Origin of the sequence: Candidatus Sororendozoicomonas aggregata (assembly GCF_031528575.1) — a bacterium.
Classification (GTDB): domain Bacteria; phylum Pseudomonadota; class Gammaproteobacteria; order Pseudomonadales; family Endozoicomonadaceae; genus Endonucleibacter; species Endonucleibacter aggregata.
On record NZ_JAVLSP010000080.1, the window covers coordinates 1 to 18,646 of the forward strand.

20 protein-coding genes are annotated in these 18,646 nt (G+C 44.0%); 9 read left to right on the forward strand and 11 right to left on the reverse strand.

Annotation, left to right across the window (positions count from 1 at the left end):
* Positions 1-29 precede the first annotated feature (29 nt).
* Genes V4C51_RS13645 through hemC form a run of 4 tightly spaced genes read right to left on the reverse strand, consistent with a single transcriptional unit; the run spans position 30 to position 4,276 of the window.
* Entirely contained in the window at positions 30-1,262 is a 1,233-nt protein-coding gene (locus V4C51_RS13645) for a heme biosynthesis HemY N-terminal domain-containing protein (protein ID WP_330926729.1), read from the reverse strand.
* Positions 1,259-2,506 carry a uroporphyrinogen-III C-methyltransferase gene (locus V4C51_RS13650; RefSeq protein WP_330926730.1) on the reverse strand — a complete coding sequence of 416 codons (1,248 nt, stop codon included), beginning with the start codon at positions 2,504-2,506 and terminating at the stop codon, positions 1,259-1,261. The genes V4C51_RS13645 and V4C51_RS13650 overlap by 4 nt, the downstream gene beginning before the upstream one ends.
* Positions 2,503-3,315 carry a uroporphyrinogen-III synthase gene (locus V4C51_RS13655; RefSeq protein ID WP_330926731.1) on the reverse strand — a complete coding sequence of 271 codons (813 nt, stop codon included), beginning with the start codon at positions 3,313-3,315 and terminating at the stop codon, positions 2,503-2,505. The genes V4C51_RS13650 and V4C51_RS13655 overlap by 4 nt, the downstream gene beginning before the upstream one ends.
* Before the next feature lie 40 nt (positions 3,316-3,355).
* The gene (hemC, locus tag V4C51_RS13660; protein ID WP_420797679.1) at positions 3,356-4,276 is read right to left on the reverse strand and encodes a hydroxymethylbilane synthase; all 921 of its coding nucleotides are present in this window, start codon (positions 4,274-4,276) and stop codon (positions 3,356-3,358) included.
* A gap of 88 nt (positions 4,277-4,364) precedes the next feature.
* Here hemC and argH point away from each other — a divergent pair, with 88 nt between their 5' ends.
* Positions 4,365-5,762, forward strand: coding sequence for an argininosuccinate lyase (gene argH, locus V4C51_RS13665; protein ID WP_330926732.1), 1,398 nt, complete (start codon positions 4,365-4,367; stop codon positions 5,760-5,762).
* 107 nt (positions 5,763-5,869) lie between these two features.
* Here argH and V4C51_RS13670 read toward each other — a convergent pair whose 3' ends face one another.
* Positions 5,870-6,601, reverse strand: coding sequence for a hypothetical protein (locus V4C51_RS13670; protein WP_330926733.1), 732 nt, complete (start codon positions 6,599-6,601; stop codon positions 5,870-5,872).
* Positions 6,602-7,032: 431 nt separating this feature from the next.
* Positions 7,033-7,833 (reverse strand): hypothetical protein, encoded by an 801-nt coding sequence (locus V4C51_RS13675; RefSeq protein WP_330926734.1) that lies wholly within the window; start codon positions 7,831-7,833, stop codon positions 7,033-7,035.
* A gap of 1,029 nt (positions 7,834-8,862) precedes the next feature.
* On the opposite strand from V4C51_RS13675, the gene V4C51_RS13680 reads away from it, so the two are divergent.
* Both V4C51_RS13680 and V4C51_RS13685 read left to right on the forward strand, forming a co-directional pair.
* Positions 8,863-9,420 carry a hypothetical protein gene (locus V4C51_RS13680; RefSeq protein WP_330926735.1) on the forward strand — a complete coding sequence of 186 codons (558 nt, stop codon included), beginning with the start codon at positions 8,863-8,865 and terminating at the stop codon, positions 9,418-9,420.
* A 66-nt stretch (positions 9,421-9,486) separates the two neighbouring features.
* Complete coding sequence (locus V4C51_RS13685) at positions 9,487-9,861, forward strand: hypothetical protein (RefSeq protein ID WP_330926736.1); 375 nt, start codon at positions 9,487-9,489, stop codon at positions 9,859-9,861.
* A gap of 92 nt (positions 9,862-9,953) precedes the next feature.
* On the opposite strand, the gene V4C51_RS13690 is transcribed toward V4C51_RS13685, so the two are convergent.
* The gene (locus V4C51_RS13690) at positions 9,954-10,463 is read right to left on the reverse strand and encodes a GNAT family N-acetyltransferase (protein WP_330926737.1); all 510 of its coding nucleotides are present in this window, start codon (positions 10,461-10,463) and stop codon (positions 9,954-9,956) included.
* A gap of 211 nt (positions 10,464-10,674) precedes the next feature.
* A complete protein-coding gene (locus V4C51_RS13695; RefSeq protein ID WP_330926738.1) occupies positions 10,675-11,037 on the reverse strand; it encodes a hypothetical protein in 363 nt (120 codons plus the stop codon).
* Positions 11,038-11,131: 94 nt separating this feature from the next.
* Here V4C51_RS13695 and V4C51_RS13700 point away from each other — a divergent pair, with 94 nt between their 5' ends.
* Complete coding sequence (locus V4C51_RS13700; protein WP_330926739.1) at positions 11,132-11,509, forward strand: SH3 domain-containing protein; 378 nt, start codon at positions 11,132-11,134, stop codon at positions 11,507-11,509.
* Between the two features lie 8 nt (positions 11,510-11,517).
* A complete protein-coding gene (locus V4C51_RS13705) occupies positions 11,518-11,916 on the forward strand; it encodes a VOC family protein (RefSeq protein ID WP_330926740.1) in 399 nt (132 codons plus the stop codon).
* Positions 11,917-12,017: 101 nt separating this feature from the next.
* Here the strand turns inward: V4C51_RS13705 and V4C51_RS13710 are convergent, their stop codons facing one another.
* Complete coding sequence (locus V4C51_RS13710; protein ID WP_330926741.1) at positions 12,018-12,725, reverse strand: hypothetical protein; 708 nt, start codon at positions 12,723-12,725, stop codon at positions 12,018-12,020.
* A 272-nt stretch (positions 12,726-12,997) separates the two neighbouring features.
* Between V4C51_RS13710 and V4C51_RS13715 the strand changes: the two genes are divergently transcribed.
* The 3 genes from V4C51_RS13715 (at position 12,998) to V4C51_RS13725 (ending at position 14,622) form a co-directional block, all read left to right on the forward strand.
* A complete protein-coding gene (locus tag V4C51_RS13715) occupies positions 12,998-13,168 on the forward strand; it encodes a hypothetical protein (RefSeq protein ID WP_330926742.1) in 171 nt (56 codons plus the stop codon).
* Positions 13,169-13,217: 49 nt separating this feature from the next.
* Positions 13,218-13,748 (forward strand): acyltransferase, encoded by a 531-nt coding sequence (locus V4C51_RS13720; RefSeq protein ID WP_330926743.1) that lies wholly within the window; start codon positions 13,218-13,220, stop codon positions 13,746-13,748.
* A 157-nt stretch (positions 13,749-13,905) separates the two neighbouring features.
* Positions 13,906-14,622, forward strand: coding sequence for a Fic family protein (locus V4C51_RS13725; protein ID WP_330926744.1), 717 nt, complete (start codon positions 13,906-13,908; stop codon positions 14,620-14,622).
* 401 nt (positions 14,623-15,023) lie between these two features.
* On the opposite strand, the gene V4C51_RS13730 is transcribed toward V4C51_RS13725, so the two are convergent.
* Positions 15,024-15,461, reverse strand: a complete 438-nt coding sequence (locus tag V4C51_RS13730; protein ID WP_330926745.1) for a nucleoside deaminase — start codon at positions 15,459-15,461, stop codon at positions 15,024-15,026.
* Between the two features lie 335 nt (positions 15,462-15,796).
* Between V4C51_RS13730 and queG the strand changes: the two genes are divergently transcribed.
* Entirely contained in the window at positions 15,797-16,909 is a 1,113-nt protein-coding gene (gene queG, locus V4C51_RS13735) for a tRNA epoxyqueuosine(34) reductase QueG (RefSeq protein ID WP_330926746.1), read from the forward strand.
* Between the two features lie 60 nt (positions 16,910-16,969).
* On the opposite strand, the gene dnaB is transcribed toward queG, so the two are convergent.
* On the reverse strand, positions 16,970-18,373 hold the full coding sequence (gene dnaB / locus V4C51_RS13740) for a replicative DNA helicase (RefSeq protein WP_330926748.1): 1,404 nt from the start codon (positions 18,371-18,373) through the stop codon (positions 16,970-16,972).
* Positions 18,374-18,646 lie beyond the last annotated feature (273 nt).

Below are 18,646 nucleotides of genomic sequence, written 5' to 3' on the forward strand. Positions count from 1 at the left end.
TTCGAGCATAAGTCCGACAGGCTCCTGGTTCAAGAGGCCAGTGGCATCTGTACGACACTGTCGGTGGCAATATTCAATCCTTCGCGGAAATAGTAAGAGCTCTTTTCGTAGTCATTCAGGTATGCCAATAGTCGGCCCAATTCGTTATACACATCCACCGACTTTTTTAACCGCAAACTGGCTTCGAAGTATTCCCGAGCTTTTCCCCACAGCTCATTGCGCATGGCAAGGCGACCTAGCGCCAGCAACAGATGAGAATCGTTGGGGCGCTCATCAAGCAAGGCTTCTGCTGTGAGCAGTTGTTTGGTGGTATCTGCCCCTTTGATTTTTCCGTACAGGCTAATCAGCGGCACCGTATAATATTTTACCAGCTTGTCACGCAGCAGACGTTCAGCTTTTTCTTCCATACCCAGCAGCGTCAGTGTCTGGGTATACCGAAATAACATACCGGACTCACGTTGCTGTTGTTTACTGAGTCTTCGCCATACCGCGTTAGCGGAGGCGGCTTTATTCTCAGGCTGCGTCTGAGATCGCCCCTGTCGGTATGCTTGCTCAAACAGCGCGCCATAAGCCTGGCTTTCCAACGCCGTGAGCTGAGCGTCATCCAGTACTTTTTGCTTTTTTAATACCGGCAAAAGCAGTGCCAGCGATTGCCAGTCGTGCAGCCGGATATACGCTTGCTTTAGTAACTTAAGAATAAAGGCATGATCAGGATTCTTTTTGTGCAGATGTTTCAATGTCGCCAGTGCTTGTTCCAACTGACCACCTGAGAGTTGCAGTTGAGCCTGGGTAATCCCTACAGCAATATCTGCCCCGGGTGCTTTATGGTCTGCACGGCGTAAGTATTCTGCGCAAGCGGCATTATTGCCACCCTCGTGGGCAGCGCGGGCAGCAGCCAGGTAATTAATCAGAGGTGTCTCACCGCTTTCTGCTGCCAGTGCTAACAATCGTTCCGCTTTTTTCCAGTGACCATGGGAAAACTCTGCCAGTCCACGCACTGACAGGCGTTGTGCCCTCTTTTGTTTGGCGGACTGTGACCAGGGGTAAATCGTTGTGCTGGCACCGATAAAAAAGCGTACCAGGCCAATCGCAATCCAGGCTGATAATAAAATGACCATCAATAGTAACAGCGTGGCCCAAAGGCTACTTTCAAAACTCATGTTGTCATAGGCTATCAGCACGTAGCCACTGTCATTGACCATGGCGTTCGCCAACAGAAAACAACCGGCGATGGCAATTAAAAAAAGAATGAGTTTTTTCATGGTGTGATGACCCTCATCGTCTTCTGCTCAACCGTTGCCTCTTTTTGGTGAGCATCGGGTGAGGGTGTCTGCTGTTGCCCTTTTTGCCCTTTTTGCTCTTCTTGCTCTTCTTGCTCTTTTTTAGGTATGGCATGTAACTGAATATGTTTCAGGGACGAAAGTGCCCGATTAATGCGCGGCAGCTTTGGGTGAATATCAACGGCAGCCAATGCCTGTAAGGCCCTGATGAATGACTGGTTTGTTGTATTGTTTCTGGCAAAGTACGTTTTGATCCAGACCTTTGCCTGCGCCAGGGCGTTTTTATAGATTGTGGACTGGCGAGTCAACAATGCCAGCTTGCTTTGTTCAAGTAACAATCTGAGATTCTGGCGGACAATGGTATCTTGCTCCGGGGTTAATAGGACATCCACCGGCCTTTCACGGCTGGTGGTAAAGCGGAACAGTCCAGTAAACCCTTCCCAGGCATTCAGCATGATGGCTTTAAGGGTTGTTTTCCAGTGGTTGTCGGTAGCCTCCACTTTCGCCGGGGCTTCAGTGTCTTTTGATAGCACGGGTTTGAAGCGGTCCACCTCCAGCAGTTGCAATAAGGGTATTTGTGCATCCAGTGCCTGGATCTTCATATAGACATTTTCCTGGTTAAAGACGGGTACTGCATTCAATGCGGCAATATCTTCCGCCAGGATTTGTCGCACGTTAAATAAATTGAAGTCATCAATGGACTGGAGAACTTCATCAGCACTGGTTAGTAGTTGCCTGGCGCCACGGAAATCGCTGGTCATCAGTAGCCGCTGATTAGCCAGCCGAAGCAGGTATTCCACTTCCGCTAAATGCCAGTCCACCATGGTGGTACCTTCGAGGTTTCTGACCTGATCAGATAGCTGGTCAACACGTGCAAGCAATCGTTCATTTTGTTGCTCAAGGTTGTTTGTCTTCTGCCGCACCGAGGTGATAGTGCCTTGTGTTTCTGCCAGCTGATTCGTTTGTAACGATAACCGGCCATCAACCTGTTGAATTCGTGTCACCGCTGAGGGCAAAACCTGTTCCAGCGTGTGACTCTTCCAGCCTGTATAGGCTGCGCCGACTAATGTGATAAAAGACAGCACTAACGCAAATGTTGCTCGCTTATTGCCTGATTTACCCGAAGGTTTGTTGACAGCATCTGCATGATTTTTTTTTGCCGGTTTAGCAGGGGCACCTTTTTTAGACGAGTCAGCCTCAGTCAATGCCGTTTTTTTTTCACTCACTTTTTTTGTAACTCCAGTGTTTCCAGGGCTGACAACATGGCATCGTTACTAGCGCCGCTGGCGATGATGATCTGCCTGAAAGGTGCATTATATGCCAGCTCTGCCACCCGTTCGCTCGGCACAACCAAATCATAGTGCTTCAACGGGGTTTTACCTGCTAATGTCATCAGATTGCTCAAGGTTTCCCCACTGGCACACAAAATTGTATTGATAACGTCATCCTTTAAACAGTTTTCCAGCGTATGCTCAGGGTAGTCTGGGCATTGTCGGCAATACACAGCCAGTGTGGAGACACTGGCACCACGCTCACTCAAGGTGTCCTCAAGCAGGGTGAGTCCCCCCTCTCCCTTGATGATCAGGATACGCTGCCCACTGACATTATTCAGACTCTCCAGCGCCAGAAGCCCTTCACTACTGGCGCTATCTCCAGGACTCTGCGGTGATACATCAAAGCAGCTCAGTGTCTTGGCTGTTTTCCTGCCAATGGCAAACCACGTTTGCCGCACCGGCAATTGCGGCCAGTAGTTGTCAATTTTTTCCAGCCCGTAAGCTGCCCCATGGTGGCTGGTGACGATCACTTTTTCATACTGATCCAAAGACAGGATAGTATCCCGCATGAACGGTGTCTCAGTCAGTGGTTGAATGACTAACATGGGAAGGATGCCAGCATAGCCCTGGCGCGCTCTAATGGCCTCGGCTAAGGGTTCGGCTTGTTCCATGGGGCGTGTAACCAGTGCCCTGATAGATGTCAGACGCATAATGGCGATAGTCGGCGTTATCAATAGAATTAAAAGGTGGGTTGCCACCATGATGCCACGAGAGCAGAGGTTCAGTAAAACAAGTGTCTTCCTAATGCGCCAGCGCAGCCAGGATGCTATCGGCGCCCTGTTTCAGTAATGCGTCAGCAACATCAATGCCGGCCTCATGGTATTGTCTGGCATCATAGCTCACCTCAGCAGTGAGTATTTTAGAACCATCGGGCTCTCCCACCAGCCCCCTCAGGTGGAGGGTGTCGCCATGCAGCTCGGCAAACCCGGCAATAGGCACCTGGCAGCCACCGTTCAGGCGCTTGTTCATGGCCCGTTCGGCCAGCACACAGGTAGCGGTGGGTTTATGGTGCAAAGGTGCAATAAGCTGTCTTGTCTCATTATCATTTGTTCTCAGTTCAATACCGACAGCCCCCTGTCCTGCTGCTGGCAGACTTACCTCTGTGCTTAACCGTGAGCGAATACGGTCTGTCATCCCAAGTCTGATCAGGCCGGCCGCAGCCAGGATAATGGCATCATACTGCCCGTCATCCAACTTGCTCAGGCGTGTATTCACATTCCCACGCAGAAAACGAACAGTTAAATCGGGTCGTCGGGCTAATAGCTGGCACTGCCTGCGCAAGCTCGATGTACCAACGACAGCTCCCTCGGGCAAGTCCTCCAGGGACATAAATGTATTTGAAACAAAGGCATCTCGCGGGTCCTCTCGGGGGCAGATAGTGCCGAGCGTCAACCCTTCGGGAAAATCCATTGGCACATCTTTCATGGAGTGAACAGCAATATCGGCGCTGTTTTCCAGTAAGGCATGTTCAAGCTCTTTAACAAACAGTCCCTTGCCACCGACTTTTGCCAGAGGGGCATCAAGAATTTTGTCTCCTTTGCTGGTCATTTTTACCAGTTCGACGTTAATCCCGGGGTGATGGTATTCCAGTTGCTTTTTAACGTACTCTGCCTGCCACAGTGCCAGCGCACTTTTGCGTGTTGAGATTCGGAGGGTTTTCACAAGTATTTACAGCTGTATGTCGTCAATGATCGGATTATACTACCTGCTTGTTCGCGCTATCCAAAATAATCAATGAAGAGGCTGACCCATGTCTACAAAATCTGCCAGTCGTCACCCACAGTGGGGTGGCCGGTTTAGTGAAGGGGTTGATGCCTTTGTGGCCCGTTTTACTGCCTCCATCAACGTTGATCAGCGGCTTTACCGCCATGATATCAAGGGCTCCATGGTTCACGCGCGCATGCTGCATAAGTCAGGAATTCTCTCCCTTGATGAACTCAACGCCATTCTTAGTGGCCTGGAAGGCATTCAGGCAGATATTGAACAGGGCAAAATGGACTGGTCCATAGCACTGGAAGATATTCATATGAATATCGAAGCCCGTCTTACTGAACGCATTGGTGGTGCGGGTAAAAAACTGCATACGGGTCGCTCGCGCAATGATCAGGTGGCAACGGATATTCGTCTGTGGTTGCGGGATGAAATCGATGAAATTACCGCAGAAATAAAACGCCTTAACCATGGCCTGCTGAGACTGGCAGAAAAAGAAGCTGATACCATTATGCCCGGCTTTACCCACCTGCAAACCGCGCAACCTGTGACCTTTGGTCATCACCTGATGGCCTGGTTTGAAATGCTGTGCCGCGATGCTCAGCGATTAAGCGATTGCCGTAAACGGATGAATGTTTGTCCGTTAGGCGCAGCAGCGCTGGCCGGGACAACCTACCCCATCGACCGGGAGTATACCGCCACTCAGTTAGGGTTTGACCGCCCCGCAAGCAACTCACTGGACGCTGTCAGTGACCGGGATTTTGCCATTGAGTTTTGTTCCGCCGCGGCACTTTTGATGACCCACTTGTCCCGAATGTGTGAGGAGTTGGTTTTGTGGGCATCTGCTCAGTTTAATTTTATTGAGTTACCTGATCGCTTTTGCACAGGCTCATCCATCATGCCTCAGAAGAAAAACCCTGACGTGCCTGAGCTGGTAAGGGGAAAAACCGGGCGGGTCAATGGGCATTTGATTGCCTTGCTGACGTTGATGAAGTCGCAGCCTTTGGCCTACAACAAAGACAATCAGGAAGACAAAGAGCCGTTGTTTGATACCGTGGACACCCTTAAGGACTGCCTGCGTGCCTTTGCCGATATGGTGCCCAACATTAAAAGCAAGCCTGAAACCATGGGTGAGGCGGCAAGGCGTGGCTTCAGCACCGCTACGGATTTAGCGGATTATCTGGTCAGGACAGGAATGCCCTTTAGAAACGCCCATGAAGTGGTAGGGAAGGCCGTTGCTTTTGGGCTGAAAACAGGAAAGGACTTGTCAGATATGACCCTGGAAGAGCTGCAACAGTTTTCCGACACGATTAAAGCGGATGTGTTTGATGTGCTGACACTGGAAGGTTCTGTCAGTGCCAGAAACCACCTCGGAGGCACTGCGCCAGAGCAGGTGCGCCTGGCGGTAAAAACGGCGTTGGCGTCAGGGAACTATTAAGACGCTGCTCACCGTCATTTATGAGTTGCTACATGCCCCTCCCAGGAGCCTGCAAAGAGTCGGTGACTGGGGTGAGGGAACGCTATGAACAAAGTGGCTTAAATGGATTACTGTACAACAGATGTTAAAAGATTTTGTTTTAGTTGATATTTGGTTTTGCCACAGGATAATTCATAACAATCGTTGTGCGCAGATGTAATGGTGAAATTGCCTCGATCTGAACCTTTCTCAATTTCCCTGTGTGTGTAACGTCCATTAGCATCTTTAGTAAAAAGAAAACCTTTAGGTGATGTAAACGTATAAACCAGTAGGTATTCTCCTACTTTTTTAATCTCGAAATGACCTGTATCTGAACCTTTTTCAATTTCCCTGTGTGTGTAACGTCCATTAGCATCTTTAGTAAAAAGAAAACCTTTAGGTGATTTCCACGCATAAACCAGGAAATTGTCTCCCTCGTGCTTAATTTCCACATAAGATTTATCTAAACCTTTGTCAATTTCTCTATATTCGTAACGGTTTTCAGCACTTTCAGCACTTTCACTAAAAACATAAACTTTAGGTGATTCCCATGTATAAACTACGAAGTATTTTCCCGAACTTTTGAATTGTAAACTACCCTCACCACGTCTAAAATCATAATCTGATAGGTTTAAAATTTTTTTTCTTGAAGCTGTGGTTGTGGTTGTAATATCTCCTGTTGAAGGGTCTCTTATTTTATGACGTGTTACTAAAAAAACAGTATCACTATCTTTACCCAAGACAATTTTTTCCTGAATTTCTGCAAAAGCACTTAGTGAGAAAAAGATATATGCAAAAATAAAATAGTTAATGTACTTCATAATGTCGTATTACCTGATTACCTGATTACCTGATTGCCTGATTGCCTGATTGCCTGATTGCTAAATCTATACTAAAAATTAGACAATGCAAGCAGTTGGGTTGTAAAGAAGTTTGATAGGATTTAGGAGGAGGGTTTGAGAAATGGATTTGATGACTTCCACCAAAATTAAGGAATAATCAATAATGAGTTGGGTGTCCCAGAATTATTTACAGGCTCTGTTTCTCTTTTCGGAGGTGGAACGTCAGGCAAATTCACCTGCAAAGAGCAGTCATGGGGTTCTAACTTATCTTTCGAGCGTGCAGGGGCAGATTAATTGACCAATCTCGGTAAAGAGCTATCATCACAATCATTACTGTTAGGGGGTGATTTACAGCCAATATTTGGTGTGTGTCTTATAGTGCTTCTCCATAATTTTTTTATGTAAATTGACTATTCTGCAACAGATGTTAAAATATTTTGTTTTAATTGATACTTGGTTTTTTCACAAGATAATTCATAATGATTGTCTCCCACACGTTTAATGGTGAAATGACCTTTATCTGAACCTTTTCCAATTTCCCTTTTTACGTAATGTCCATTAGAACTTTTAGTAAAAAGAAAACCCTTTGGTGATGTGAACGTATAAACTAGGAAGTTTTCTCCTACCTCTTTGATCTGTAAATAACCTTTACTTGAACCTTTACTAATTTCCTTGTGTTCGTAATGTCCATCAGCATTTTTGATAAAAAGAAAAGCCATAGGTAATTCGTACAAATAAACTAAGAAATTATCTCCCGCATGTTTGATTTCGACATGACAATTATCTGGACCTTTGGCAAATTCTCTGCATCCGTAATATCCTTTAGCGTCTTCACTAAAAACATAAACTTCAGGTGACTCCCACGAATAAGCTATAAAGTTTTGTCCTGATTTTTTGAGATTTAAACTGCTTCCACCCATTTTTATAGTGTAATCTGATAGTTTTAAAAGTTCTTTTCTAGAAATTTCTTTTGGTGATGGTTTTTGTATCGAAACGTCTTCTGCTAAAGCTCCTTCTGTTGAAACATCTTCTGCTGAACAATATTTTTCTCGAAAAACTTTTATTTCATTTTCTATTAAGAAGATAGTATCCCTATCATCGCCGAAGACTAAACTCTCCTCAATCTTTGTGACTGACGTCTCCTCAAGCACTGCAAAAGTACTTGTTGATAAAAACATATAAGCAAATACGAAAGAGTTAATGTATTTCATGATAATATCTTATTTACTACTGGCTTACGAAATCTAGACTAAAAATTATAAATTGCAAATATCTGTATGTTAAGGGAATTTTAGGGGGTTCAGGCGTATGGTTTGGGGATGATATTCACCAATTAAGGGAGGTGAAAAAAGGGGGGGAATTCTAACCAGTAGCAGTTATGTTCCAGAACTCTTTATCATTATTTACTTCTCTGGTATTTGCTACTACACGCCTAATGACGTTTTATTTTAGGCGCTCTGTGTTTTGAAATCCATGTAAACGGTACACTTCATCATCGGCATATCTTACCGACCACCCAAAAAAAGATGACAAGCCCTTTTATTGTGGTATTGTCTGCTACTTGTATGAAAATTGACGTTTATTGTAACGAGGTTTTACCCCTTGCCTGACGATTCCTGAGCTGGCCTGGAAGGGCGGTAGCGTCAGTGAAAGCATTTATATTGCCAATGGAAGGCTCTAAACGCTTCGGACGAGTATTGATGAACCCTGTCTGAGAAACACCTCCGTCCGAGAAGGTGGCTGATGATTTGCTTACAAAGAAACTTCAGAGTATTGAGAGCTGGGAATAAGAAGCAAAATGAGCAAGAAAAAAGCAAGAAAAAAGGACATCCATACATTTGACATCGCCAGTCAAATTTGTGGGTGTCCTGTTCTCTCTTTTTCCTGTTCTCTCTGTTCTCTTCGTTCTCTGTTTCTGTTCTCTTTCAGAAATATCTCGGCTGAGAAAAATAGGTGTCCTTTTGTTTTTTTGCTTTTTCTCTTTTTCGTTCTCAGAAGCAGAGAGTAGCCACTTGACACCCTCTAGAAGTACCGGGTTTTACGCGATTTAGATAACAAAGGAATCCAGCGGACGGCGCTAGACGTGCCGCTGCTTAGCCCGGATATTTCATAAACATGCTCCTGGCCTTGCTTGCTCCTTGCGGCTCTGCGCAATTCTCAGGGCAGTTTATGAAATATCCGGGTTAGCTTAGCGTTATGTGTTGCAAATACTTAAACAACATCATCAAGAGAGGTCAGTGATGAAAAAAGTTATAGTATTTATTTTCTCAATTTTTTTAGTTGCATGTACAACTGTACAGGAAGAAACAAGGGTTTCTTCTGACTTAAAAGTCAGTCAGTTTAATTCTCTTTCTTACAACTTTATGGGCAGGCCCACTTTTGTTTCACTTGAGAGCATGAGTGATGGAGAAAAAGTATTAGCTATTAGTATGGATGACTATGGTTCTTCATCGTCCCTTTTACGGTTTTCTGCAAAGCATGTTGATGATTACCGAAAGATTATTGATAAGTATTATCAGTGGGAAAAGCTGGCCTTAGAGAGAGGCGATGTGTTCACCAAGCATCTTGGAGAAGCGACTACGTGGGGCAATATTATCAGTGGTTCTTTGAGCTTTGATTTTCATAGTGGTAATGCAGCCAATCATTATCTGCTCATCAAGTTCTGCTCATTAGGTAAATGCTTAGATGATAATGCTTTTTATTTTGATATGAAGAATACTCATATCTTAGAGTCACTATTAAAGAAACTGAAAAATGGCGAGATCGAGCAGACCAACCTGGATGAAGTTTACCAGTAATGCATAACAAATGGCAGTCAGCATCGCCCTTTGGACTGGACGTGCCTCCCGGTGCCAAATAAAGCCATGAACGAAATTAATTTTCTAAATATCGATCTTGATATGGAGTCGGACTCCGACATCACTCCAATTGTGGCGTTTTGGGGAGAGAGAATTTCAGTCAACCGATTAGAGTGTCAAGATGGCATCTGGTACGGTTCTTTTGAGACTTGGGAGGAGGAAGAAAATACGATCATTACTATTTATCATGATCTGGTCACTAATTTAAGTCCAGAGTTAAGGTGGGTATGGAACCAGGCAAGGAAGCGAGACTTCGATTTTGGCTATGAAGGCGGGGATATTCCCAAGTCTTTTCACTCGCGCCTCTCCCTGGAGTCGATTTCAAAGCTAACGGAGATTAAAGGCAGTGTCACAATTACAATATATCCAGCCAGCACATAATAAGGCACCCAGAAATATCTCGGCTGAGAAAAATGGGTGTCCTTTTTCTTTTTATCGCATCGGGCGAAAACACAAATATCGTAAATCTGCTGTCAGTTTTCAGAGAAAGCTGGATGATAAGATACGTGACCGGATGCTACTGCGTTTTTAAAAAGGAGAACCATGAAATATTCTGAAGGGATGCCCGGATAAGTAATCGACTCTGATTGTTTGAAGCCGAATCGGCCATAGAAATCTGGCTCACCCATTACAACTATACCCTCAGCTTTTCGCTGGCGTAATTCTTCTATGGCAGCTTGAACGAGTTTTGAGCCTATGCCCTTGTTCTGCTCTGAAGGAAGAACTGCAACCGGACCCAGTCCAAACCAGTCGTTACTTTTTTTTCCAATAACTACGGGGGAGACTGCGATATGGCCAACTATAAGGCTTTTGTCTTCTGATACCAGCGATAGAGTTAACCCATTTTCATCGCGCAGTCTGTCAACGATTAGATGTTCAGTAGGCTCAGCGCCAGGTTCATGATGAGGGTGATCTTTAAATACCGAATAATTGAGTAAGCGTATTGCGTCGATATCAGATGGATTTTCAATACGAACCAACATAGGGCTTTTCCTTGTAGGGAGTATCATAATGATTGGATGCGCATTTTAAACTATGGAGCTGTACACAGGTCAATTTTTTTTGGGAAGGAATCCAAAAAAATTACTGCATTATTGAAAAATAAGGCACCCATAAATATCTTGACTGAGAAAAATTGATATCCTTTTTCTCTTGCAATAGTGTAGCTAGAAGCGTCGATTGGTATAATAGCTGTTATGCCTCATCATTAGCTTCATCCAGTTGATCCAGTTGATCCAGTTGATCCAGTTGATCCAGTTGATCCAGTTGATCCAACGTACTCCTAAGCCACTGCTCAGCCTTTTCTCTTACCCTTTGTTTTGACAGTTTCGGTTGCTTAGCCTGAAAAGCCTGGCTTATTATTTTTATTGTGCGTTTTTTTATTTCTTTGATCTTTTCAGATGGAACAGCGTTTCTATGAAGCGACACAATGTGTTCAGTGAGCAGTAAATCGTCATAAGTTATGGTTTCACCTTTTTTATCACCGTGGACTATTGCTGATAAAAAACACATAAAAAATAAAGCGACAGTACGAGGTATAGCTTTTGGCAGTGACATAAAGATAACCTTAATCAATTAATGATCTCTACAGTATAAACGTGATATCAATCAGCTTTTCTAATTACAGTATAAATTTAAGTTGAGCCTTTTAGTGAAATTGTCATTATTAAAGTTAGAAGATAAAATTAGCACCCCTATGAAAATACTAACAGTAATCAAACGTCATCAGTCCAATTATCCACATCCAATCTCATTTAAAAAAGGGGATATATTGTCAGTAGGTAGACGTGATGAAGAATATGAAGGTTGGCTGAGAGTAACAACAAAAGACGGAAATGAAGGTTGGGCTCCTGAGCAATATATTAACGTTCGTTCCCGTTATGGTATTGCTATGGAAAATTACTGTGCTAAGGAGCTTGATACATACGTTGGAGAACAATTGCTTGTACTCCATGAACTGAATGAATGGGTGTGGGTAAAGAATTCCAATGAAAGATGTGGTTGGGTTCCGTTAAAAACAACAAAATAGAGGTAAAAATGATTCCGAAAACAGCCAAAATGAGAGTGGCAAGACCAACAGATAATTTATCTGAAATAACACAAATGTATGTCAATGGTCTTGGGTTTGAATTGTTAGGAGATTTCGTCGATCACAATGGGTTTGATGGCTCGATCATTGGTCATAAGCATCACAACTACCATCTTGAGTTTACGCACCATAAAGGGGATGAAGTTGGCAAAGCTCCAACCAAAGATAATTTGCTGGTTTTCTACTTCACTGATCCAGAAAAATGGCAAGACAGTTGCCAAAAGATGAGTAGAGCAGGCTTTATTGAAGTAGAACCCTACAATGATTACTGGGGCGTCTCAGGTAAAACCTACGAAGACTTAGACGGTTACAGAGTTGTTTTACAAAATAGAGAGTGGGCATCTTAATTCAACCACACATAACAAATGGTTCCAGTTAATTCCAGGGCTTTGCCCTACACCCGAATGCTTTCGGCGATGGCTGAACCAGGCGTTATGCTGGTAAATTGCTACATTCCCCTCCTCCAGTAAGAATGTAATTCACTGTAAATATTCAGAGTAAAAGCGACAATATAATTTGAATGATTGAGTAGTATTTGAAATAAAATATGCCCGTTTGAGCTGTATGCAGTGTATAAATTCATGCTCTCAGAAAAAGTAAGGGTGGTATCCACCCATAATTCTTGGTTATCAATAAAATCTATGGATTCCCCGGATAAATCCACACCTATTTGCGATAAAATATTTAATTGTTTAAATACCTTTTTTTTAACATGAATTTTTTTAATTTTACCAAGCGGTAAAATATTGGCTATTAGCTGCCACTTTGAATACGTTAGTCCAGTAGAACTACCTAAAAGTGCACTTTCAACACCTGAGTGGTAATGGTGAAATATTTTACCCGATAAATCGGATGTAACATCTATATCAAAATAAGGCATTGTATTTTTAACGGTGCCCAATACCAGAATAGCACTACTTTTCTCGTATTCATAAATTTCATACTGTATTGTTTCTTTACAATATTTTATTTGAAATTTGATTATGTGTTTTTGAGTTCCCCACATAGACTTTATATCTTTTGTTTCTATTATTGATCCATCATAGACATTAAAGTCCATGCTTTCTTCATGGTTGCATTCTTTTACAGCGCCAAATAGAAAGGCATTTGAATCTAGCGATATAAATAATAGCCCCCAAAAAATAATTTTCTTCATTATTTGTTACGAATAGTCAAAAAAACGAAAATATAGACTATAAAAGTGAGCCTAACAAAAAAAATACAGAGGATTGCCCCTGAATTTTGTGTAAAGCGCCATGGTATCAATCTTGGTTTTCTAAAGCCCCGGTTTTTTTCAGTTTGATATTGCTTCAAGGCCATGTCCGCCACGCACTGTTATCTCGGGGAAAGTCTTCCCTGACAATGGCAGCCACTATCACCCTTTGGGCTGGGCGGGGATAACGATTCACCGCTGATGCCGGGCGTTATATGCCTTCGCATCAATTAAATGGTTATAATAAAAATAATGTCATCAATTTTACTGAAAAATTAGATAAAAAACTAACAGATTTTAATATGGGTAAAGTGATCAGTGGTATGCAAGAATTTAAGATTGTTTCTCCTTCAGGGATTGTAATTATTCAACCTGATTCATTCTGATAAATGATTTTAGTTTGTTTGATATTAGCTTTCCAATAGGACGCCACCTTTGGCAGCGCTCCTGGTATTATACTCTTATAATAAAATCACACTTGGATTATCTAGAGATATTTTTATGATATTTTCTCCAAAACTTGAAAATGTAGGCATTGTTGATGTTGAGTTTGGTAAAAACGTCACGATTATCGAGCCATCTAATATTTATGGTTGCTATCTTTCCGATAATGTATTTGTTGGCCCATTTGTAGAAATTCAGAAACATACAAGAATTGGTTCAAAAACAAAAATTCAATCACATACCTTTATATGCGAATATGTAAATATCGGTTCAAATTGCTTTATAAGTCATGGCGTAATGTTTGCTAATGATATGTTTAAAGAAGGAAAGCCTAATCCAAACGCCGATACTTGGGGTAGGATAAAAATCGGTAATAACGTTACGATAGGGTCTAATGCAACTATTCTTGGTGTCAAAGTCTGTGACAATGTTGTTATAGGTGCAGGCACCGTCGTTACCAAAGATATATCGGAGAGTGGAATCTATGCAGGTAATCCTGCTAAGAAGCTACGAAATATTTAAAGAAGAGTGTTATCCCGTTTGTCACAACAAACATAAAAAAATTCCAGCAACAGCGCCAGACATGCAGCCCCTGGCCCAGGCTCTTCGAGTCGCATGACGACCAGAACTTATGCCGATATAATGTGGAAATTTCTTCCACAATTCTTGAGATAAGCCAATGACAGCGGGAAATGATACAGTTTGGGGAATGACTCCTGATCGTGCGATGGCTAAGCAGCTTGCCGTTCGTGATATTCCTTCTCTGGTTTATGATGCTGTCAATCTTGAAGGTGTTGCGATGACCCTGGCAGAAGTTCAAACGCTACTGGACGGAATTACGGTTGGAGGTCATAAAATAAGCGACCAAAATATGGCCCTTAACCAGGCAGCAGCATGGAAGTATTTGTTTGCTCTGGTTTCAGAGGGTAAATTCTCTTTTTCCAAGGATGTTGCTTTATCTGTTCACAAAATTGCAGGCAAAGAAGAAGCTCTCAGGTGGGGGTCTTTTCGGACAGGTAACGTAACTATTAGTGGATCTGAGTATGAACCGCCATCAGCTGAGCAACTCAATCATGTGTGGTCTGAAATAGAGTCTGAGATTGCAGTGTGCGATGATGTTTATGATCAGGCGATAACGGCTTTTTTGAGAATGGCAAGAGCGCAGTTTTTCTGGGATGTGAATAAGCGTATGGGCAGGTTCATGATGAATGGGATCTTGCTTTCGTCCGGCTATCCTATTATTAATGTGCCTGCAAAGCGACAGAAAGAGTTTAATCAGTTAATGCTTGATTTCTATACAACGGCAGAAATGACTGATATGAATGGGTTTTTAAGGTCATGCGTGAATGAAAAAATTATAAAAAACTTTAAACGTACAGACGAAACTGGCGGCTAATCAGCAATTCCAGCTTGACTTTCTCCATAGTCTGTGAAACCAGCTGTCCTATGACTACGATAAGTAAAAATACATATAAAGTGTTGACTTGTAAGTAATTTCCGAATATTCTTCGTAGCAAGTCGAGGCAAGACAATAATAAAAATAACCGTCAGGCAGACTCGGCGAGGCGCTGATAATAAAAATTAATACAGCGGCGATAACACAACAATAATAATAACGATAACAAGAGCACCCATAAAACCTGCCGTCTTTTGATCCCTGAAGGAATGGACATCAAACGACGGCAACGTTCTTTCTCCCAATTTGCATTCCCAACCATAAAAAGTTCCCATGGCTCTCGCTGTCTTCACTGCCAAACCAGATCATTGACAATAACAGTACAGTAACCATTGTGTCCTTTATTCGCCGATATCTTCATGCCATAGGGAGGAGTTTGTAGCAATAAAATCCGCCATTAATTGCTGACAGAGCAGGTTATTTTCCACCACAACTTCAACACGCCGGAAGCGTAAATAGTCTTCTGGCCCCTGAAAGTTTTTGTTCTCACCGACAATAACTTTGGGAATCCCATACAGCAAAATAGCGCCACTGCACATATCACAAGGTGATAAGGTCGAATACAGCGTTGCTTTCTGATAATCCGTGGCCCTCAGACGCCCCGCATTTTCAAAACAATCCATTTCCGCATGGAATACCGGGCTGGCTTTCTGAATTCTCTGGTTGTGTCCCCGTCCAACAATTTTTCCGTCGATAACAATCACAGCGCCAATAGGGATACCGCCAGAGACCAGCCCCTTCTCAGCCTCATTAAGGGCAGCCTGCATAAATTTATCCATTGTGCTTTCCCCCGGATTAAAATCTGACATTTTGTAGTTTAGTCGAGGGGATAAAAAGTCTGAAGGTCATCAATCTAGGCGCCTGACCGAGAATAGCGCCCGTAGCGAGGATTACGAGAAATTAAGGATAAAAATTTCTGCTTCTGAGGAGAATAACGGGGCTATTTGACGAAGAAGCAGGAATTTTTAGACCAATTTATCGCAACCGCAGTAGGGTAGTCTATTCTCGGACAGGCTCCTAGGAGCCTGTCCCGGGCGCTACAAGTGACCTGGTTGCTGGTTCTGTCTGTCCCCTGTTAAACTCCTTCTCCCAAAATCAGCAAAGCCAGGCTCCGTTGTCATTACCCTTGTATACCAAAGAACAGCTTCAGACGCTAAGCCAGCAAATAAAATGTTGGGCCAGAGAACTGGGGTTTCAGCAAGTTGGAATTACCCAACCGGTCATCAATGAACGAGATAAAGCGGCATTTCGGCAATGGCTGGCCGCAGGGTTTCATGGTGATCTGGATTATATGGCGCGCAATAGCGATTTACGGTTTCACCCTGAGCAACTCCATGAAGGCGTAACCCGCGTTATTTCCGTGCGAATGGATTATCTTCCTGCGGATACCAAAGCTATCAAGGTATTGGCTAATAAAGAAAAAGCCTATATTTCTCGCTACGCATTAGGGCGTGATTACCATAAGTTGATTCGCAAGCGGCTGACACAACTGGGTAAGAAAATTGAGCAGTATGGTGGTGAACATGGTTTCAGAGCCTTTGTGGACAGTGCGCCGGTTATGGAGCGACCATTGGCTCAGCAAGCCGGTTTGGGATGGATGGGCAAGCACACGCTAATCATTAACCCAAAGGCAGGTTCGTTTTTTTTTCTGGGAGAGCTGTTTACCAATATCCCATTACCGATCGACACACCTTTCGCCAAAACGCATTGTGGCAGCTGTAGCGCCTGTCTGGACAAATGCCCGACGCAGGCCATTGTCGCGCCTTATAAGGTGGATGCCCGCCGCTGTATTTCTTACCTGACCATTGAAAACAGTGGCCCTATACCTGAAGCACTTCGACCCTTGATGGGTAACCGTGTGTTTGGCTGTGATGACTGCCAGCTGGTTTGTCCGTGGAACAAGTTTTCAAAACCCACAGGGGAAGACGATTTTCAGCCTCGGCATAAGCTCGATGCTACGGATCTGGCCGTACTGTTTTTGTGGACAGAAGAAGAGTTTTTAACGAATACTGCCGGGTCTGCCATTCGCCGTGCCGGGTTTGAGTGTTGGTTGCGTAATCTGGCGGTGGGCCTTGGCAATGCGCCATCGACAGAAGCGGTACTGTCAGCATTAAACGCCAGGGTGGATTACCCCTCTGACATGGTGCGAGAGCATGTGCAGTGGGCACTCAGGCAGCATCAGCAATCGGATAAAGTGCAGGTGATCAGTCACGCCACAGCGCCATAAATTGCTTATCAGCGAAAGTGAGTGACAGATGATTTTATTAATACATTGTCGTTAGTAAAGCTATTGTTCACTAAAGTTCTCGTAGGCCTCCGGTGCCAGGTTTTCAAAACGCGTATAACGACCAATAAAGGCCAGGCGAACACTGCCAATGGGGCCATTTCGCTGCTTGCCAATAATGATCTCGCCCACCCCTTTGTACTCAGTATCCGGGTTATACACTTCATCCCGGTAGATAAACATAATGACATCGGCATCTTGCTCAATGGCGCCGGATTCGCGCAGGTCAGAGTTGACCGGGCGCTTGTTGGGGCGTTGTTCCAAAGAACGATTCAGTTGAGACAGGGCAACAACAGGTACACTGAATTCTTTGGCTATGGCCTTTAACGAGCGGGAGATTTCAGAAATTTCGTTAGTGCGCCCTTCACTGAATCCGGGAATTTGCATCAGCTGAAGGTAGTCAACCATGATCAGCCCGACATCACCATGTTCGCGCACAATGCGCCGAATGCGTGAGCGCATCTCTTGTGGGCTGATACCAGCAGTGTCATCAATAAAAAGTTTACGGTCTTTTATACGTTCAACGGCAGATAATAACTTGGGCCAGTCATCTTCATCGAGTTGACCTGAGCGGGTTTTGGACTGATCAATACGCCCGAGGGATGAGAGCATCCGCATCATCAGCTGTTCACCTGGCATCTCCAGACTAAAAACCACCACGCTCTTGTCACTGGCCATAAGGGCATTTTCCACCAGGTTCATGGCAAAGGTGGTTTTACCCATGGAGGGACGAGCGGCCACGATAATCATATCGGAATCCTGCAAGCCCGACGTCATCTTATCAAGGTCGGAAAAACCTGTGGTTACGCCGGTAATGGCATCGCCGGCATGAAAAAGTTCGTCAATTTTTTTTACGGTTTTATCGAGGATCTCCCGAACACCCACCGGGCCACCGGATTTTGGTCGGTCTTCGGCAATATTAAACACCAGTCGTTCAGCTTCGTCGAGCACAGCCTGACTATCACGACCTTCAGGGTTATAGGCCCTGTCTGCGATTTTCTGGCTGGCATTAATCAGCTGCCGGAGCATGGAGCGTTCGTAGATGATTTCAGCGTAGGCGCGAATGTTTGCCACGCTCGGCACATTGCTGACCAGATCGGTGATATAAACCAGCCCGCCGGTGATTTCAAGTTCTCCCTTGTTCTCCAGATGTTCAGCCAACGTTAGCGGATCAAAGGGTTTGCTGTCTGCCGATAACTGTGACACAGCTTCATAGAGTAGACGATGACCCGGATGGTAAAAATCAGCAGCAGTGATTTTATCCACTACCTGCTCCAGCGCTTGGTTATCCAACATTAAGCCACCTAGCACGGATTGCTCGGCCTCAATGGAATGGGGCGCTGTTTTCAGCGTTGTTGTTGCCTCATCAATGGGCAGCTCTTGTTCGCGGGGTAGCGCTTCTAGCATCGTAGTGGTCTGGACAAATGAGGGTGACATGCATACAAGCATACCAGCACTTTTATACACTTTTATATATTTTTATGGTGAGTGAAAAGCTGTGGTATAACGCAAAACAGCCCGTGACTTTCGAAAAAATCACGGGCTGTGTGGCATAGCAAACCAACCGGTTAACTAGGAGCTTGACCGAGAATAGCGCCCGTAGCGAGGATTACGAGAAATTGAGGATAAAAATTTCTGCTTCTGAGGATAATAGTGGGGCTATTTGACGAAGAAGCAGGA

Bases quoted from the DNA above. Each gene is read 5' to 3' on its own strand.
- V4C51_RS13645 (WP_330926729.1), bottom strand. From the start codon at position 1,262: ATGAAAAAACTCATTCTTTTTTTAATTGCCATCGCCGGTTGTTTTCTG.
- V4C51_RS13655 (WP_330926731.1), bottom strand. From the start codon at position 3,315: ATGGTGGCAACCCACCTTTTAATTCTATTGATAACGCCGACTATCGCC.
- argH (WP_330926732.1), top strand. From the start codon at position 4,365: ATGTCTACAAAATCTGCCAGTCGTCACCCACAGTGGGGTGGCCGGTTT.
- V4C51_RS13670 (WP_330926733.1), bottom strand. From the start codon at position 6,601: ATGAAGTACATTAACTATTTTATTTTTGCATATATCTTTTTCTCACTA.
- V4C51_RS13675 (WP_330926734.1), bottom strand. From the start codon at position 7,833: ATGAAATACATTAACTCTTTCGTATTTGCTTATATGTTTTTATCAACA.
- V4C51_RS13680 (WP_330926735.1), top strand. From the start codon at position 8,863: ATGAAAAAAGTTATAGTATTTATTTTCTCAATTTTTTTAGTTGCATGT.
- V4C51_RS13685 (WP_330926736.1), top strand. From the start codon at position 9,487: ATGAACGAAATTAATTTTCTAAATATCGATCTTGATATGGAGTCGGAC.
- V4C51_RS13690 (WP_330926737.1), bottom strand. From the start codon at position 10,463: ATGTTGGTTCGTATTGAAAATCCATCTGATATCGACGCAATACGCTTA.
- V4C51_RS13695 (WP_330926738.1), bottom strand. From the start codon at position 11,037: ATGTCACTGCCAAAAGCTATACCTCGTACTGTCGCTTTATTTTTTATG.
- V4C51_RS13705 (WP_330926740.1), top strand. From the start codon at position 11,518: ATGATTCCGAAAACAGCCAAAATGAGAGTGGCAAGACCAACAGATAAT.
- V4C51_RS13710 (WP_330926741.1), bottom strand. From the start codon at position 12,725: ATGAAGAAAATTATTTTTTGGGGGCTATTATTTATATCGCTAGATTCA.
- V4C51_RS13715 (WP_330926742.1), top strand. From the start codon at position 12,998: ATGCCTTCGCATCAATTAAATGGTTATAATAAAAATAATGTCATCAAT.
- V4C51_RS13725 (WP_330926744.1), top strand. From the start codon at position 13,906: ATGACAGCGGGAAATGATACAGTTTGGGGAATGACTCCTGATCGTGCG.
- V4C51_RS13730 (WP_330926745.1), bottom strand. From the start codon at position 15,461: ATGGATAAATTTATGCAGGCTGCCCTTAATGAGGCTGAGAAGGGGCTG.
- dnaB (WP_330926748.1), bottom strand. From the start codon at position 18,373: ATGCTAGAAGCGCTACCCCGCGAACAAGAGCTGCCCATTGATGAGGCA.